This window comes from Natrinema caseinilyticum, assembly GCF_024227435.1.
GTDB lineage: Archaea > Halobacteriota > Halobacteria > Halobacteriales > Natrialbaceae > Natrinema > Natrinema caseinilyticum.
Window position 1 is genome coordinate 1,554,106 of record NZ_CP100445.1, and the last position, 15,653, is coordinate 1,569,758.

Consider the following 15,653-nt stretch of genomic DNA (forward strand, 5'->3'; position numbering starts at 1 on the left):
TCGGGCTGTCGAATCGGCGTACTCGAGAGGCGATGTCGGAGCGATGCGGGGTCACCCCCTCGTTTTCTCGTGCGGTCTTTGATCGGATTTCGTGACCAAAATTATTTACTATCGGATGTGGGCCGAATCCATATGCGCGAGATACTAGCACGAAATCTCGGCGGCAAACCGATCGTTGGAATCGACGGGACCGATTTCGGTATCCTGGCTACCATCACGATGGACCCCAAGTCCGGCGCTCTCCGGGACCTCGTGGTCGAAACCGGTCGGCCGTCGGCCGTATCCGTTCGATCCGACGGCGATAATCGACTGCGGATTCCGGTCAGCAACGTCGAGACGGTAAACGATCAGATCGTCGTCCGGACCGACGACTGAACCCCGACCGTCACTCGAGCGTCTCAGCCGGTTCCGGTCGGACCTGTTCGGACAGCGAGTCCATGATCGGTGCGAGGCGGGTCCCTTTGTGAACCGGCCCGTCCATATCGTACTGCTGCTGTATGTAGCCGCGAATCGGGTGAACGGTTCCGACGATCAGGCCGACGAGCGTCTCCGCCGGTCCCGTTATTTCCAGCATCGGATCGTCGAGTCGACCCGGACCGCCGTACATCGTCCGCTCGGCTTCGTCGACGACGAGATAGCCCGTCATCGGGCAGTCCGTGGCCTCGAGGGAGGCGGTAATGTCGTCGTCGATAGTTGCTCGGACGTCCGGTGACGATTCGACGAGCACGGCGGTCCGCGTCCAGATCAGTTCCTGGACCAGTCGGGCGATCTCGGGAGTGTCCGAGACGACCGACGCGAAATCCACGGACCCTATCCGATCGATCACGCGACGGACCGTCGCCGGATTATTGCGGACGAGCGCCTCGGTGTTACCGTCCATTGCGTCGAACAGCCGAGGGAGGTCGGCTTCGAATTCGTCGTCAGATTTCTCGAGCGATGCGTCGATTTCCTGGAGTAGATCGTCACTCGGCATGGCTTTCGGTAGTGGGTCAGCCGGAGAGTCCCGCTGGTAGCACCGAAGCGACGAGCGGCGAACAGTCTACTCCATGGAATACGCGGACATTTATACCCGGCCTTGCGACGAACGGGAACCGAAATCGGGGCTCGTCGCGAGAGCGGCCGAGGCAGATCCGACGGACGGGTTCGATGCAGTCCCACCCCTCGCCAGCCGCGGCCGCGTCGACTTCCTCCCCCTGGAGGGGGCTTCCGTCCGCCACGTGTCACGCCGTCCGGGTCCGTGGTTTCGAATCCGAGTCACGGGACGATCTGCGAGAGCAGTTTCGATTCGATTTTCCGCAGGTGACCGCCGACCGTTCCCCCTGTACACCCGAGTTCGTCGCCGATATCTTCGTGCGTAACGGCCCGCGGCACGTCGTAGTACCCCATATCGACAGCGGTCCGAAGAATCTCCTGCTGGCGATCGGTAAGTTGGGAGAACAACCGATCCGTATCCGGTTCGTAGGTCCCCGTCTTGAGGAGTTTGAGCCGGATCCCGTCGGGAACGTCCGGAATAGCCTTCTGGAAGCTCTTTACGTCGCCGATCATCGTGACGCACAACCCCCCACGGCGCGTAAACTCGAGCGGCGTATCGAAGATGAACTCGAACTTCTTGAGCATATTCAGCAGACCGACGAGTTTCTCGTCCGACTCGACGTGGATATACGCGTGTATCACGTCGTCGACTCCCGAAAGCTGATACTTATACACCATCGGAGAGTCCTCCAAGATGGACGCGAGGGCGTCTCTATCGCCCGAAAATTGATAGATCGTGACGATCGTTTCGTCCGCGAGGAGATTGACGTTGTGAAGGAGTTCGCGGTTGATATCGGGGTGTTCTGCGATCTGCTGATCGACAGGATGGAGACCCTCGTCGTCCGGAATGATGATGCATTTCGCGTATCTCATTTCACGATGGTCGCCACATTTCGAACGTACTTCTTGTTACCGATTATCAGGGAAGGTATAGACCGAGGCCGGAGCCCGGTGCCGGCTTCGGAATCCAGCTTACCCGTCCGTCGTCGGACGCGTCGTCCGGTGCAGAGTCGTCGGCTGATCGAACGAGACGGCATCGGCGTCTACGCGGACAGGTCGGCGGTGAAGTCGCCGTGGATGGCGATTCCGCGCTCGATGACGTCGTACTGGTGATAGAGCGTCACGCCCTGATCGACCGACGACTCGCTCTTGATGCCGAGCGCGGCTGCGACCATGAGCAGGGGCGTAACGAAAATCGAGAGCCACCGCTGGCGCCGTGATGACGGGATGATCTGTTCGTAGTGGTCGTCGAACGTCACGTTCGCGAAGCCGAGGTCCTCGAGGGCGTCCCGGAACTCGCCGACGTGCGCGAAGTCTGGAACCGCCCACCCGTCGAGGACGGTTCGCAGTTTCGCCGCTTCCGACTCCGTCAACACGGGCCGACCCACGAAGCCGTCGGAGATCATGAGCCGACCGCCAGGCTTGAGGACGCGGCGGACCTCCTCGAGAACCCGTTCTTTGCGCTCCGAGTGACAGACCGTCTCGATGCCGGAGACCGCGTCGAAGGTCCCGTCGGGGTACGGAATGTCGTGGTAGTTCCCGATGCTGAACTCGGTCGATTCAGAAACGCCGCGCTTTCGAGCGTTTTCTTCTGCTTCGCTGACGTGTTGCGGATCGATATCGATGCCGTGGACCTCGGCGCCGTACTCGGCCGCGACGTGCGTGGGAAAGCCGCCGCGTCCCGTCCCAATGTCCAGTACCGTATCCGTCACGTCCACCTCGAGTTTGTCGGCATAGACGCTGTTGGAGTTCGCCATGGCGTCCTGGTGGGTCGTTGCTTCGTCGTCGTAGAACCCGTAGTGGAGATTCACGTCGCTCCACAAGACGCGGTATTCCCACGCGGTCTCGTTATAGAAATCGACTATTTCGTCGGTGTCGAACTGTCGCGTTTCCATTAAGCTGACGGGCGCGACTTTCGGTAATAGTCCTTATCCCGCGTTTCCACGCTCCTTTATAACGCTCGAGGGGCGTCTCGGATCGGGCCGTCTCGACGTATTGTTTCCGTCCTACAGGGGCGATAGCGGCCGGATCCACTATCAACCATATAGTAATTTCGATCGGCTTCCATATAAACAGCCTCGCATACAAAGAGGTGGAATAATTGCAAATCGTGTGGGTGTGTTTATGTGGCATGTATGATGCAACACCTGCTCGGGCGGCTCGAGCACGATGCAGGTTTGAATGCGGCGAATCGGACCGAAATGACGGAAACAACACTCGATAAGGGATACTATGTACAATAGAAAGCGATTGGTGGGCGGAACCGGTGCATCGTTTCTGGTCGTCGCGTTAGTCGGACTCGTCGTTCTCTCGTCGGGAACGGCCTACGCTGCGCCGCTGGCGGCCGGCAGCGGGTTCACCGTCGAGGCCGACGAAATCAGATCCGACGAGTTCCTCCTCTACCCGGGCGCCGGACAGAACGACGCTGGGCAGACGCCGGTCGTCGTCGTCGAGCAACGCGGCGTCGAGATCGACGGGCTGGTTTTGACGAGAGAGCAGGAAGTGCCGATGATGGACGGCACGATGGAGATCAAGTTCACCGCCTCCGAGACAGTCAAGGCGGACCAACAGTTCATCAAACTCACCGGAATGGAAGCGAAGAGCGCGGAGTTCAACGGACAGGTCATCAACGCCCAACCCAGCGACAATCCGGAACAGCAGTTCCAGCAGACAGCCGGTGAGAACGCCGACCCTGAACAGGGATACCTCACCAACATCAGCGGCGAAGCGCCCGGAACGGTGCAGAAAGACGTCAAGATCGATATGGCGTACCTCGCCTCGAACGAGATTACCCTCCCCGGACTCGACGTCAGCGTGGATTACAACTCCGGCGGCACTGACGATTCCGGAAACACTGACGAATCCAGTAGTTCCAACGAATCCAGCAAGTGATTTCCGATGGAAATCCAAGATAGCCAGAACGACTCCGGAGCCGTTCCCGATCGGGCCAAAAGGCGATGGGACCGGTTCAACGAATGGCGGTCGCAGCGCCCGTTTCTGGGCGGCGTCTTGCTCTGTCTGGCCGGTCTGCTCATCACCTGGGTCCCGATGCAGATCCTGCCCGACCTCTTCTTCATCGGCGGCCAGATGGCAGGCTTTCTCACCATCGGAGCCATGTTCGGCGTGTTCGTCTTCCTGACGGGCGTGTACGCGCTGTACAAGCCAGAACACTCTCACACGATCGGCGTCATCGGTGTGGTCCTCTCGATCTTCTCGCTGTTCGGATCGCTTGGGGGGTTGTTCATAGGGATGCTGCTCGGCATCCTCGGCGGCAATCTCTGCATCGCGTGGAAACCCGACGACGTCGTCGACGACGCTGTGGCGGAACCGAGCAAGGTCGACAGAGCGATCGCGCGAATTCACGAACGCGTCGAACGTACTGCCGAGAAAACGAGCGCACGTTTCCGCGAGGGCGTCGAAACCGACAAAGGACGGAGCGGCGACGAATGACACCGGCGCGAACGCGACACGGAGCAACCTGAGACATGAACCGAACGTGCGCACTCGCCATCGCGGTGCTGGTCGTCATCGGCAGTATGTCGGCAGGGATCAGCGCGTTGCCGGCAGCCGCCCAGGAGGACGACCGCCCCACCACGGTGGAACTCGGCGTGGACGAAGGCGCGACCGTCTGTGTCCAGCAGGTCGGGTCGGACACCAATCAGCTGATCGTCCAGAACGACGACTACGGAGACGTTACCCTCTATCTCGACGAAAACAGGCGAGTCGAGTTCGAGCAGACCCAGCCCGAGGCGACGGTCATCCTGGAGACCGACCGTCAGAACGAGGCCCTGAACAAGCTCGCCGAGGCCGGCAAGTGTCTCGCTACCAACCAAACCGACATCGTCGTCGACGCCAGCTCGATCTCGATGCGAGGGCTCTCGGCAACCGAATACGCGATCGAAGTGGGCCCGGACAGCGAGATTCCCGAGTCCACCGTCTTCGACGCGCCTAACGAGAGCGACGACGATCCGGACGGCATCGGCGACTTGATAGACGGGAACGACGAATCTGACGGAATGGGGAACGGTACCGAAAACGGGTTGACCGACCCGATCAACGACACCGAGGAGACCCCCGATCCTCCGATGGAGGCGGTCGAAAACACCACTAATCAGACCGAAGGAACGGTTAGCGATACCGTCGATCAGACCGAGGAAACAGTCAGCGATACCGTCGATCAGACCGAGGAAACGGTCAGCGATACCGTCAATCACACCGAAGAGACGGTCAACGACACCGCCGACCACGTCGAAAACACCACCGGAGACGTGACGGAGACGGTCACCAACGATCCGAACGAGACCGACGAACAACTCGCTGAAACGACCGAAGAAACCGGCGAGTACGCCGGCGAACAGGTCGACAATACCAGCGACTTCCTTCGAGAAACGACCGCGGGGACGACGGGATCGGTGATCTAGTGATGCAGCAAAACGCGATCGACACGAGCGTTCCGGTAGCCGACGGAGATAGCCATGAGTGAATACAAGACGGTCGGGTTCGAAGCGAGCGACCTCACGCTCGAGGCGGTCGACACGTGGATTATCGCCGGCGCGACTACCGCCGGCGTGCTCGTCAATCTCAACGCGTTGATGGTGCCGCTGCTCACCCGTCTCGGCGGCGGCGTCGTCGCCGGCTTCGTCGCCTCGTACGCCGTCAGACGGATCGTACCCGGAATCGTGCATGCGATACTCGCGAGTGCGCTCGTCGGCGGGTTCGCGGGAACGGTGACGGCGACTCTGGGAACCCTTCTCGGGCTGTACAACGAACCGCCGCTGCTGGTACTGTCCTCCATCGGCCCGATCAGCCCGATGCTGTCGGGGCTCGGACTGCCGAGCTTCGTCCTGATCGTTCTCGCCTTCTCGCTGCTGACCGCCGTCGACGGCGTCGTCGGCGGACTGCTAGGCGGCGGACTGCGAGCGCTCGTTCCCTGGTGACGGACGTGACCGACGCGGATACTCGCACCTCTCGTCCGGACGAAACTGGACTGGAGCTGCCACTGAAACGGTTTACACACCGAACAGCTGTCGTGCAATCGGAAGTACACCGACGTTCATTCGCGACGGGAGTCGACCCGGCCGACGGTGACGAAGAAGGGAATCGCCTCCTCGCGATGATACTGCCGCGCTTCCATCTGCTCGACGACGGCGCGTCCCATCTCCCGCCACGAACCCCGGAGGTCATCGTACTCGGCCTCGGTTAGCGTCCCCGACAGCATCGTCCGACGGTCGTCGGAAAGTCCCGCCCCGGTCGCTTTCCGCCGGGCTGCAACCAGCGCCGACTCACTGTAGGGTGGTTCGATCGTTCGGACGTGATCGTACCGACGAGTCTCGAGCGCTTCGAGGCCCACCGCCTCGAAGGCACTGCAGGCGTCGGCGCCGAGCGTGACGTCCGTGTCGACGCCGTCGAGGTAGGCCTGCCTCGCTCGGCGCTCGAGTCTGTCTTCCGCGTCGACGCTCGAGTCGATCGCGACCGCGGCGTTGTTCGGTTCGACGGCCGCGACGAGATCACTCGAGACGCGGGCGAACTCGGCCAGCGCAGTCGCTGGGTCGGGCAAGTTGATCAACAGCGCCTGACAGACGACCAGATCGAACGCGTCGTCGGGAAACGGCAACGTCAGGGCGTCGCCGGCTACGACAGGGACGTGCTCACCGGCGGTCGCGAGCAGGTCGATATCGACGTCGCATCCGATCACGTCGCCCGCGGATTCGGCCGCGAGGACGCGGCTCAACTCGCCGGTCCCACAGCCCACGTCCAAAATTCGCGCGCGCGAATCGAGGGCCAGCGGCTCGAGGGCAGTCCGGGAGTCGTCCCACATCCCGTCGCGCGTCCGGCTGAGGTACGATTCGGAAAACTCTCGCACGGGGATCGGTACGAACGTGGCGAGTATAAGGGGGTCGATCTTCGGCTCCCTGGGCGGACCGGAACCGGACCCGCTCGGTGGCCGGAAACCGCGCCCCTAGGGGCACTCGCGGAGTTCTTTGACTTTCTGGATGTTCCACGCGAATCCCCGGCCGTCCTCTGTCGGGGTCTCGAGCGCGAACGGCAGGTCCCGCAGGTTGGGGTGGTTTACGATCGCGCGCATGCCGTCCTCACCGATGTAGCCCTCGCCGATGTGCGCGTGTTCGTCCTTGTGGGTACCAACGTCGTGTTTCGAGTCGTTGAGGTGGATGTACTCGAGGTGCTCGAGGCCGACGACGTCGTCGAAGCGGCCGACGGTCTCGTCGACCGCGTCGGGCGTCGTGAGATCGTTCCCCGCGACGAGGGTGTGGGCGGTATCGATGCACACGCCGATGTCGGTCTCGGTGCGATCGATGATCCCCGCGAGGTGTTCGAACTCGCCGCCCAGTTTCGTCCCGCTGCCCGCGTCGGATTCGATGAGAATCGCGACGTCGTCGGGAACGTCGAGGTCGTCGATGACGCTCGCGGCGTTCTTGAGACCGCCCTCGACGCCGGCACCGGTATGTGCGCCGAGGTGGACGTTGACGTACGGAATTCTGAGCGTTTCGGCGGCGTCGAGTTCCGCCTGCATGCTCTCTTTCGATTTCCGGCGGAGATCCGCTTTGGGCGTACAGAGATTCACGAGGTACGACGAGTGGATCACCCACGGTCCCTCGAGGGCCTCCTCGGTCTCCTTCCGAAAGCCCTCGGCGGCCTCGTCGCTGATTTCGGGCTGGGCCCAGACCTGCGGCGAGGTCGTGAAGATCTGCCCGCAGTTGCCCCCGAACGCGAGCTGGCGGGGGATCGCGTTGCGAACGTCGTCGTACGGCGGCGTTGCCTCGTCGGAGGAAACGCGCGAACCGGAGATCGAAACGTGTGCGCCGACCTTCATCGTCATGGATTTCCGTCAGTACCGGTTCGTGATAGGTATGTCGGACCCGAACGGCCCGTGATTGCGGCCCCGATCGGGCGGCGGTCGTTCGGCACAGATTCCGGCGGCCCTCGAATCGAAACTGCCAATGACGAGGACGGAATACATCGACCAAGTGACAGCGTACGATACGGTCGTCTTCGACAACGATGGGGTCCTCGTCACCCCACCCGCCTACGAAACGCAGGCAGAGGCGACGCGGGACGCGTTTCGGGAGGTGGGAGCCGCCGATGTCGCCCGACACCATCTCGATGCGATCGTGACCGGGGTGACTATCGACGGTCTTCGGGACATCTGTGCGACCTACGACCTCGATGCCGAAACGTTCTGGGAGGCGCGCGAGCGCCACGACGAACGGTCCCAGATCGACAAATTCGAAGCCGGTGCTCGAGATTGCTACGACGACGTCGGCTGTCTCACCGACCTCTCTCAGAACTGCGGGGTGGTGAGCAACAACCACCACAGTACGCTCGAGTTCGTTCTCGACCGGTTCGAACTGAGGCCGCTGTTCGGTACCTACTACGGTCGCGAGAAAACGATCGAGAGCCTCCGGCTGAAGAAGCCGAATCCACACTATCTCGAGCGGGCGTTCGCCGACCTCGAGGCCGAGTCGGCGCTCTACGTCGGCGACAGCGAATCCGACGTACTCGCCGCCGAGCGGGCCGATATCGATTCGGTGTTCGTCCGTCGGTCGCACTGTCGTGACGCGGATCTCGACGTGACGCCGACCTACGACGTGACGACGCTACGCGACGTCGTGCGGATCGCGAACGGGCAGCCGAGCGGCGACGCTCCGAGCGGCTAACCGCGGGTGCAGCCGGGTACGGCCGTCACCCATCAGTTATCGCCCGCCTCGAGTACCTCCCGGTCGCGGACCCACGCGTCGGTGCCGAACTTTCGATCGGCGAGTCGCCGGGCCGCCTCGAGTTCGCCGTCCCGCCAGGTCGACTCGTCGGCGTCGCACCAGTCCTGCAGCGCGCTCGCGACCGAGTCGACGGCCTCGTCGCGGTCGATCCCCGCCTCGTCGCGTATGCTCGTCACCCGATCGGTGAACGTCGACTCGTCGACGTCGGCATCGAAGACGCCGACGTGGGCTCGGGGCGCCGTGTCGTAGCTGATCGAGCCGTGCTGGATGACGACGTCGCGCTGGCGGTACTGCGCGTTGCCGCTGATCTTCTTCGCCCGGTCGTCCGTCCCCGCCGCGACGATGTCGTGGGCCGGGTTGATATCCCGCAGGTAACACGAGGGGTGATAGATCGCGTCCTGCTCGGTCGAGGCGAAGGCGGCGTCGACGCCCATTCGATCGAGCGCCTCGAGGATCGGGTCGCAGAACAGTTCGTAACAGTCCATTAGGTTCCCGGGGACTTCGTCGGCGGGTGCGACGATGGTGTAGGAGAGGTCCGCATCGCGGTCGTGATAGATCCCGCCGCCGCCGGTCTGTCGGCGCGTTACGTCGATACCCTCGCGCTCGCAGAAATCCCAGTCGACCGTCGCCGAGTCCTGGCGGTACCCGAGCGAGAGCGTACTCGGCTCCCACGAGTAGACCCGGACCGTTCGCAGGTCGTCTTCGAGCGCCGTTTTCGCGGCGATTTCCTCGATCGCCATCTGAGTCGCACCGTCTCGAGGGGCGTCTCGGATCAGCCGCCAGTCCCGGTCGGCCAGTGCCGTCATACGCGAGTGAACGCCCAGGAGATGGATAGGGATTCCGACTGGAGTACCGGGATTCCGACCCGATTCGTCGAAGCAAGTGGTCGGCCGAGAGACCGGCGGTCTTACGAATCGGGTACCGATCGTTCGGGAGCGGTTCGTGCCGGCGCTGGCGGTTCGTGCGTACCGAAGTCGGGATGCGTCTCCTCCATCCAGACGTAGACGACTCCGCCCGAGAGAAACATCAGGAACGCCGTCGCGTAGAACGCAGCTTCGAGGGACACGAACTCCATCGAGAGTCCGATCAGAATCGCTCCGACGCCGTAACCGGCGTCGCGCCACATGCGATAGACGCCCATCCCCGACGCGCGCCACGACGGATGCGCCGCGTCACTGGGGACCGTCATCAGGTTCGGATAGAGCAACGCCATTCCGAGCCCGGATGCGCCGGCGAGGACGACCCACGGACGGTACCCGTCGACGAGGACCATTCCGAGGACGCCGGCACCGGCGAGGAACATGCCCCAGATGACGGGTGGGCGCCGGCCGATCCGATCGGCGAGTCCGCCGGTCGCGATCTGGAGGAAGTACATCGCGCTGTGGACGCCGACGACGACCCCGACGGTCGCGATTCCGACCCCCTGGCTCGTGAGGTAGAGCGGAACCGCGATCCAGAACAACGTGTCCACGAAGTTCTCGACGTGACCGGCCTGGGCCGCCGCGAACAGCGTCCTGTCGCCGTACGTCGCCCGCTTCAGGACCTCGTCGAACGGCAAGTCGGCGTCGTGGTGGTCCTCGTCACCCTCGGCCTGGGCGTACTGAACGGTCTCCGTGATCAAGAAGATGGAGATGAGGAACGCGAGCACGACGACCACGGCGAGGAAGTAAAACGGCTCCGGGCGAAGGCCCGACCGGCCGGCGATGACGCCGGTAATCCACGCGCCGACGGCGACACCGGTGTAGCCGAACGCCTCGTCGATGCCGACGGCTAGCCCGCGCTGGTCCGGGCCCGCGAGATCGATTTTCGCGTTGATCGCCATGCTCCAGGTCAGCGCCTGATTGATGCCAAGCAGCACGTTACCGACGGTGATCCAGCCCCAACTGGGCGCGAAGACGAGAATAACCGGCAGTGGCAGCGCGGTCGCCCACCCGAGAACGAGCACCGGCTTCCGGCCGTACTCCTCGCCCCACTTTCCGGCATAGAGGTTGAGCAGCGCCTTGACGAAACCAAAGGAGACGACGAACGATCCGATGACGAGGAACGATTCGACGCCGAGCACGTCGCGTCCCAGCACGGGGACCACGGCCCGTTCGGAGCCGATCGTCAGTCCGGTCGCGAACACCAGTAAGACGTGCAACGAGAACTGACCGAGGTGCTCGCGGATCCCCTGCGTGATGGGTTCCGTCTCACTCATGTCCCACCCTGCGGCGTGCGCTCGGCGCGCGTCTCGCGGCCGGGACGTACTCGACGGATCGCTCGCGGCCGAGGTTTCGTGCCGTCAGGTCGACGGCGTCTCCCGGCCGGTCTCTGGCACTCGAGACGTCCGGCGAACGTGGCGGCGTTTTCGTCGCGGAAGAGACCTCGCGACTCGATTCGACGAGATCGTTCGAACTCAGATAGATCACTGTGTCCGTCGATAGGGACCAGAGTAGGGTATGGGCAATGCCGGTCATGACCGGCACCGTTAATTTGCGGTGGACCGAACGCGTCCGTATGAGCTTACACGAGGCCTCGTTCCGGGTGAAACACGACTGCCCGTATCGCGAGATTTCGGAACGCCATCCGGCTCTCACGATACGAGAGTGGTACCTGAACGATTGCCAGGTCCTCGAAATCGTTTCCCCGGAAGCGCCGACGGACGACCTGCTCGAGGAAATCGGCGAACTGGGAACGATCCTTCACGAGTCGATCGACGAGTCCGGGCTTCACGTCGTGACGCAGTCCTGTCTCTGCTCGCTCGAAGATTCGCTCATCGAGCGGTTCGAGGAGTACAACTGCCTGTACCAACCGCCGACGATCCACCGCCAGGGCTGGGAGCATTACACGGTGATCGCGTTCGACGAAACGGACGCTCGAGCGTTGCTTCGAGAGCTGGAGGGTGATCGAGACATCGACGTGCTGTCGAAAACCGCGATCACAGACCAGGAGATCCCACACAGTATGTTAGCCCCGGTCGACCGACTGTTCGACGAGATCACCGAGCGACAGCTGGCGGCGCTGCGGCTGGCACTCGAGAGCGGGTATTACGAGCAGCCGCGGAAAACGACGCTCCGCGAACTGGCCGACGTGACGTCGGTTGCTCGCTCCACGTACGAAGAACATCTTCGAAAAGCGGAGAACAAACTTCTCACGAACGCGGGCGAATTCTTGCGGTTGGTCACCGCGACGTCGTCGAACCCCTTGCGGGTCGACCAGGCCGGCACGGCCGAGCAGTGGGCCGACTGAGCGGTGGCGTCCACCGGTTCACTGTTCGCTCGGTGACCGATCGCCACGGCGTGACCGAGCGGTTCGTTCCGACACTCGACCGACGATTTGGTATATCGACATGCAGTTTGTACAGGGAGCGATCCGACCAGAGTCGGATCGAGACGCGATCGTGAGGGTCGTGTCGAGGAACGATAGGGCGAATCGGCGAGATGCGGGCACCGTGAGTCGAACCGGTGCGAACACCGGGTCGCTGGGACGCGAGTCGGATACGCTTCGAGACGCCGCGGCGTCCGTCACGCCGTTTTTACGTACCCGCCGGCTACCCCGTTGTATGGTGCGAAACGTCGCCGGATTGCTTCCGGAACTCGAGGCGGAGGACTTCTATCTCCTCTCGGGGGTCGAACAGGGAATGCGCTTTTCGGAGTGGGTCCAGCGGGAAAAGCTCCCGAAGTTCGCCTCGCTCTCCGAAGAGGAGGTCGACTACCGACTCGAGCGCTGTCTCAAGCGCGGGCTCGTCGAGAAGAAGACGATCCAGTACGAAGGGTACACGCTCCAGTTCGAAGGCTACGACGCGCTGGCGCTCCGCGCGCTCGTCGAGCGGGATACGATCTCGGAATTCGGCTCGCCACTCGGCGTCGGCAAGGAGAGCGACGTCTACGAGGTTCGCTCGTACAAGCCGCTCGCGCTGAAGTACCACCGGGAGGGGTACACGAACTTTCGGGAAGTCCACAAGGAACGGGATTACACCGCCGACAAGGAGCACGTCTCGTGGATGTACACCGCCAGGAAGGCCGCCGAACGCGAATTCGGCATTCTCGAGGAACTGTACCCGGACGTCGCGGTCCCACAGCCGATCGGCCAGAACCGCCACGCGATCGTCATGGAGAAGATGAACGGGGTGGAACTCTCGCGGACGCGACTCGAGGACGAACAGGTACTCGGCGTCCTCGATCTGTTACTATCGGAAATCTCGCGCGCGTACGCGAGGGGGTACGTCCACGCCGATATGAGCGAGTACAACGTCTTCGTCGACGCGGAGGGGGTGACGATATTCGACTGGCCCCAGGCCGTCCCGACCGACCACGAAAACGCCGACGAGTTCCTCCGGCGAGACCTGCGAAACGTCGTGGGCTACTTCCGCCGGAAGTACCCCCAGCACGTTCCCGAGGACCTCGAGAGCGGCGATCTGGTGGGATCGATCGGCGACGGCTCGTTCGAGACGGTTTCCGAGTTCGTCTGAGGACGACCGACGCGTTTGGCCGGAGTGGTCGTCTTTCTGGGCGACGTGGCGCTGTCCTCGAAGTCGATCGATCGAATAGCGCCGAGACGCCGGCTACCGCCCTCCGTGAGACGATCACGAGACGGCGTTCGAGCGATTCCGTCGGCTCGTCACCGAGGTGCGGTCGCGAATCGGTCCGCGAGGTCTTCTCGAAGTCAGTCGCTCAGTCGGTGATACGCGAGTCGCGTCGTCCGGGCGGGTCAATAAATCGTATTATGATATATCAAACCCAGGTGGCGCGACCGAGACTCACTCGAGCGGAGACTGCTCGGAGGGGACCGGGTTCTCGACGTGTGGGCCGGACGGGCCCTGGCGATAGCCCCGCTTCCGTGGACCGGGTCGGAAGCGATGGCGGAATCGGTCGATCAGATTGAACTACTGGACCGATCTACCTTCAGTCAGCGAGAGAGTCCCCGTCGTGTACGGCGTTGACGAGACGTGTTGCGTCTCGTACGCACACCGGAACGCTATGCGTTCTGGGGACGGGCGTGAATCGCGTGAATTCGGTTAGTGTACCGCCACGTTACTACTGGCCCTGAGTCTACAACGAAACGGGCCGAGTTTTACGTTCACTGTGGATGGCTGACAGACAAGACCGGAGCGAGTGTATGCTGCAGTGGCTGATGAAGCGTCCCAACACGTTTGCCGTACGCCCGGTTTCCGATACCGGAGAGCAACCGCTACGGGACCTGTTGGACGCTTCCCCCGCTCTCTGGAACGAAGTCAACTATCAGCGCCTCATGCGGTACAACGACGAGGACGGATTCGAGGGAGACGTATGGGACGCCGATACAGGCCAACTCGAAGGCAAATACAAAGACGTTCTCGGTGCGTCTACCGCCCAACAGGTGATACGGAAGAACAGCGAAGCGTGGCGCAGGTTCTTCCGCCCGAAAGACCAGTATCACGACGAGTCGAACACGTCGGTCACGGAACACCCCGAACCGCCGGGCTTCCGTGGAAACGAGGACGATGGGCGACAACTCAAGACTGTCATTCGTAACACGTCGTACACCGTCGAATGGGGCGACCGCTCCCGGCTTGAGATACTGGTCGGGAGCGAGTTGAAAGACCGATACGACCACACCGGGCGTCTCCGGCTTGAAATCGCTGGCAACCCGAACTGGCCCGACTACGACAAACAGGGTCGGTTATATTTGTGGTACGACGAGACAGATTGCACGTTCAGGGCTTCGCAACCCGTGACTGTTTCCGACGATACACGGGACACTCCGCTGGCCGGCGAAAAGGCCGCTCTGGACAGTGGTACGAACGATCTCGTCGCCTGTACCACCACGACCGGCGAGCAATATCTGTACGAAGGTCGGGACCTGTTCGCCCGCTTCCGCGAGACGACGCGAGAAATCGCCCGACTCCAGTCGAAACTTGAAGACGGTCGCTACAGTTGTGAGCGTATCCGGCGGTTGTACCGCAAGCGAACCCATCGCCGCGACCACGCTCTCACGAACGTCCCAAAGAACAGCGCACAGACCCGAGTACCGCCCACCGTGACGGGAATGTTGCTTCCGGGGAAACGGCATAGCCGAGACTCCCACGGAGGAAACCCCGTCGTCGACGGCGCTTTGCGCCGTCTGCTCGGGAGACGACGTCTCCCGGTGTTCACGTCGGGGAGGATGTCATACTCACAGATCCTGGTCAATGATCAAATTAATCAGACTCGCACGCGTAGCGTGAAACATGGGTGTTAATGACACGCATAACCTCGACGGTGTCGGCGTGTGGGGCGGTGGCCTCACTGGCGGGCTCGTCGCCGGTATCGCGATGGGACTGGTCCTCCACTTCGGCGGGAACCAGATCGAGTTACTCGGCGGGCTCGCGGCGGAGCCGGGAACGGCGGTCGGCGTCGGCTGGGTCATTCACCTGATGGTGAGCATCGTGTTCGGGCTCCTGTTCGCCGCCATCGCCTCGAGGGAGGCGGTCCAGGAGAGCGTGGAAAACTTCAGTGACTACCTGATCCTTGGGCTCGTCTTCGGGGCGGTCATCGGGCTCTTCGCCGGTGGCGTCCTGTTCCCGCTCGCGATGGCGCGAGCCGACGTCGCAACGTTGCCGCTGCCGTTTCTGCCGATCCCAGGGCTGGCGGCGGAACTGTTCGGCGCGCTCCTGTTCGGTATCGGCCACCTCGTCTACGGGCTGGTACTCGGTGCCGTGTTCGCGACGGTCAACGGGATTACGCCGAGTGGAGTGCGCGAACACGTCCCCGTACGATAACGGGCGTTCCAGTGTGTCCCGTTCGGTAACGGGCGCCACAGTGCGACGACTGGTGTCGGACACAGCGGTCGACCGCATCGGGCATCGCGAGTGCGATCGCGCTCTCGAAGTTCGAAGCTCTTATACTCGAGAGTTGGGAAGAACAGGTAGACTCGCCGGTTCGCGGG

16 protein-coding genes and 1 pseudogene are annotated in these 15,653 nt (G+C 62.6%); 10 read left to right on the forward strand and 7 right to left on the reverse strand.

The genetic code is table 11. The features are described from left to right. The first annotated feature begins 132 nt into the window (after window positions 1-132). Window positions 133-375: a PRC-barrel domain-containing protein gene (locus NJT13_RS07630; protein WP_254524962.1), complete on the forward strand. Its 243-nt coding sequence runs from the start codon at window positions 133-135 to the stop codon at window positions 373-375. 10 nt (window positions 376-385) lie between these two features. Here NJT13_RS07630 and NJT13_RS07635 read toward each other — a convergent pair whose 3' ends face one another. The 3 genes from NJT13_RS07635 to NJT13_RS07645 form a co-directional block, all read right to left on the reverse strand. Next, window positions 386-973 (reverse strand): hypothetical protein, encoded by a 588-nt coding sequence (locus tag NJT13_RS07635; RefSeq protein ID WP_254524963.1) that lies wholly within the window; start codon window positions 971-973, stop codon window positions 386-388. Between the two features lie 281 nt (window positions 974-1,254). After that, on the reverse strand, window positions 1,255-1,905 hold the full coding sequence (locus tag NJT13_RS07640) for a helix-turn-helix domain-containing protein (RefSeq protein WP_254524964.1): 651 nt from the start codon (window positions 1,903-1,905) through the stop codon (window positions 1,255-1,257). 170 nt (window positions 1,906-2,075) lie between these two features. Further along, window positions 2,076-2,927, reverse strand: coding sequence for an SAM-dependent methyltransferase (locus tag NJT13_RS07645; RefSeq protein ID WP_254524965.1), 852 nt, complete (start codon window positions 2,925-2,927; stop codon window positions 2,076-2,078). A 337-nt stretch (window positions 2,928-3,264) separates the two neighbouring features. On the opposite strand from NJT13_RS07645, the gene NJT13_RS07650 reads away from it, so the two are divergent. From NJT13_RS07650 to NJT13_RS07665, 4 genes are read left to right on the forward strand one after another with little or no spacing between them, the layout of a single operon-like run. Continuing rightward, window positions 3,265-3,924 (forward strand): DUF6230 family protein, encoded by a 660-nt coding sequence (locus NJT13_RS07650; RefSeq protein ID WP_254524966.1) that lies wholly within the window; start codon window positions 3,265-3,267, stop codon window positions 3,922-3,924. A gap of 6 nt (window positions 3,925-3,930) precedes the next feature. After that, window positions 3,931-4,482 (forward strand): DUF6114 domain-containing protein, encoded by a 552-nt coding sequence (locus NJT13_RS07655; RefSeq protein WP_254524967.1) that lies wholly within the window; start codon window positions 3,931-3,933, stop codon window positions 4,480-4,482. A 35-nt stretch (window positions 4,483-4,517) separates the two neighbouring features. Continuing rightward, window positions 4,518-5,453, forward strand: coding sequence for a hypothetical protein (locus NJT13_RS07660; RefSeq protein ID WP_254524968.1), 936 nt, complete (start codon window positions 4,518-4,520; stop codon window positions 5,451-5,453). A 54-nt stretch (window positions 5,454-5,507) separates the two neighbouring features. After that, window positions 5,508-5,969 (forward strand): hypothetical protein, encoded by a 462-nt coding sequence (locus NJT13_RS07665; protein ID WP_254524969.1) that lies wholly within the window; start codon window positions 5,508-5,510, stop codon window positions 5,967-5,969. A 116-nt stretch (window positions 5,970-6,085) separates the two neighbouring features. Here the strand turns inward: NJT13_RS07665 and NJT13_RS07670 are convergent, their stop codons facing one another. After that, entirely contained in the window at window positions 6,086-6,895 is an 810-nt protein-coding gene (locus NJT13_RS07670) for a class I SAM-dependent methyltransferase (RefSeq protein WP_254524970.1), read from the reverse strand. A gap of 96 nt (window positions 6,896-6,991) precedes the next feature. Next, window positions 6,992-7,864 (reverse strand): deoxyribonuclease IV, encoded by an 873-nt coding sequence (locus NJT13_RS07675; RefSeq protein WP_254525421.1) that lies wholly within the window; start codon window positions 7,862-7,864, stop codon window positions 6,992-6,994. Between the two features lie 127 nt (window positions 7,865-7,991). Here NJT13_RS07675 and NJT13_RS07680 point away from each other — a divergent pair, with 127 nt between their 5' ends. Then, the gene (locus tag NJT13_RS07680; protein WP_254524971.1) at window positions 7,992-8,708 is read left to right on the forward strand and encodes an HAD family hydrolase; all 717 of its coding nucleotides are present in this window, start codon (window positions 7,992-7,994) and stop codon (window positions 8,706-8,708) included. Window positions 8,709-8,740: 32 nt separating this feature from the next. On the opposite strand, the gene NJT13_RS07685 is transcribed toward NJT13_RS07680, so the two are convergent. Beyond that, window positions 8,741-9,574: a lipoate--protein ligase family protein gene (locus NJT13_RS07685; protein ID WP_254524972.1), complete on the reverse strand. Its 834-nt coding sequence runs from the start codon at window positions 9,572-9,574 to the stop codon at window positions 8,741-8,743. Between the two features lie 101 nt (window positions 9,575-9,675). Continuing rightward, window positions 9,676-10,965: an MFS transporter gene (locus NJT13_RS07690; RefSeq protein ID WP_254524973.1), complete on the reverse strand. Its 1,290-nt coding sequence runs from the start codon at window positions 10,963-10,965 to the stop codon at window positions 9,676-9,678. A gap of 299 nt (window positions 10,966-11,264) precedes the next feature. Here NJT13_RS07690 and NJT13_RS07695 point away from each other — a divergent pair, with 299 nt between their 5' ends. The 4 genes and pseudogenes from NJT13_RS07695 (at window position 11,265) to NJT13_RS07710 (ending at window position 15,486) form a co-directional block, all read left to right on the forward strand. Next, window positions 11,265-11,996, forward strand: coding sequence for a helix-turn-helix domain-containing protein (locus NJT13_RS07695; protein ID WP_254524974.1), 732 nt, complete (start codon window positions 11,265-11,267; stop codon window positions 11,994-11,996). A gap of 313 nt (window positions 11,997-12,309) precedes the next feature. Continuing rightward, entirely contained in the window at window positions 12,310-13,218 is a 909-nt protein-coding gene (locus NJT13_RS07700) for a serine/threonine-protein kinase RIO2 (RefSeq protein WP_254524975.1), read from the forward strand. 662 nt (window positions 13,219-13,880) lie between these two features. After that, window positions 13,881-14,717: pseudogene (locus NJT13_RS07705) on the forward strand (transposase); the annotation flags it as partial. A gap of 238 nt (window positions 14,718-14,955) precedes the next feature. Then, a complete protein-coding gene (locus tag NJT13_RS07710; RefSeq protein WP_254524976.1) occupies window positions 14,956-15,486 on the forward strand; it encodes a hypothetical protein in 531 nt (176 codons plus the stop codon). Window positions 15,487-15,653 lie beyond the last annotated feature (167 nt).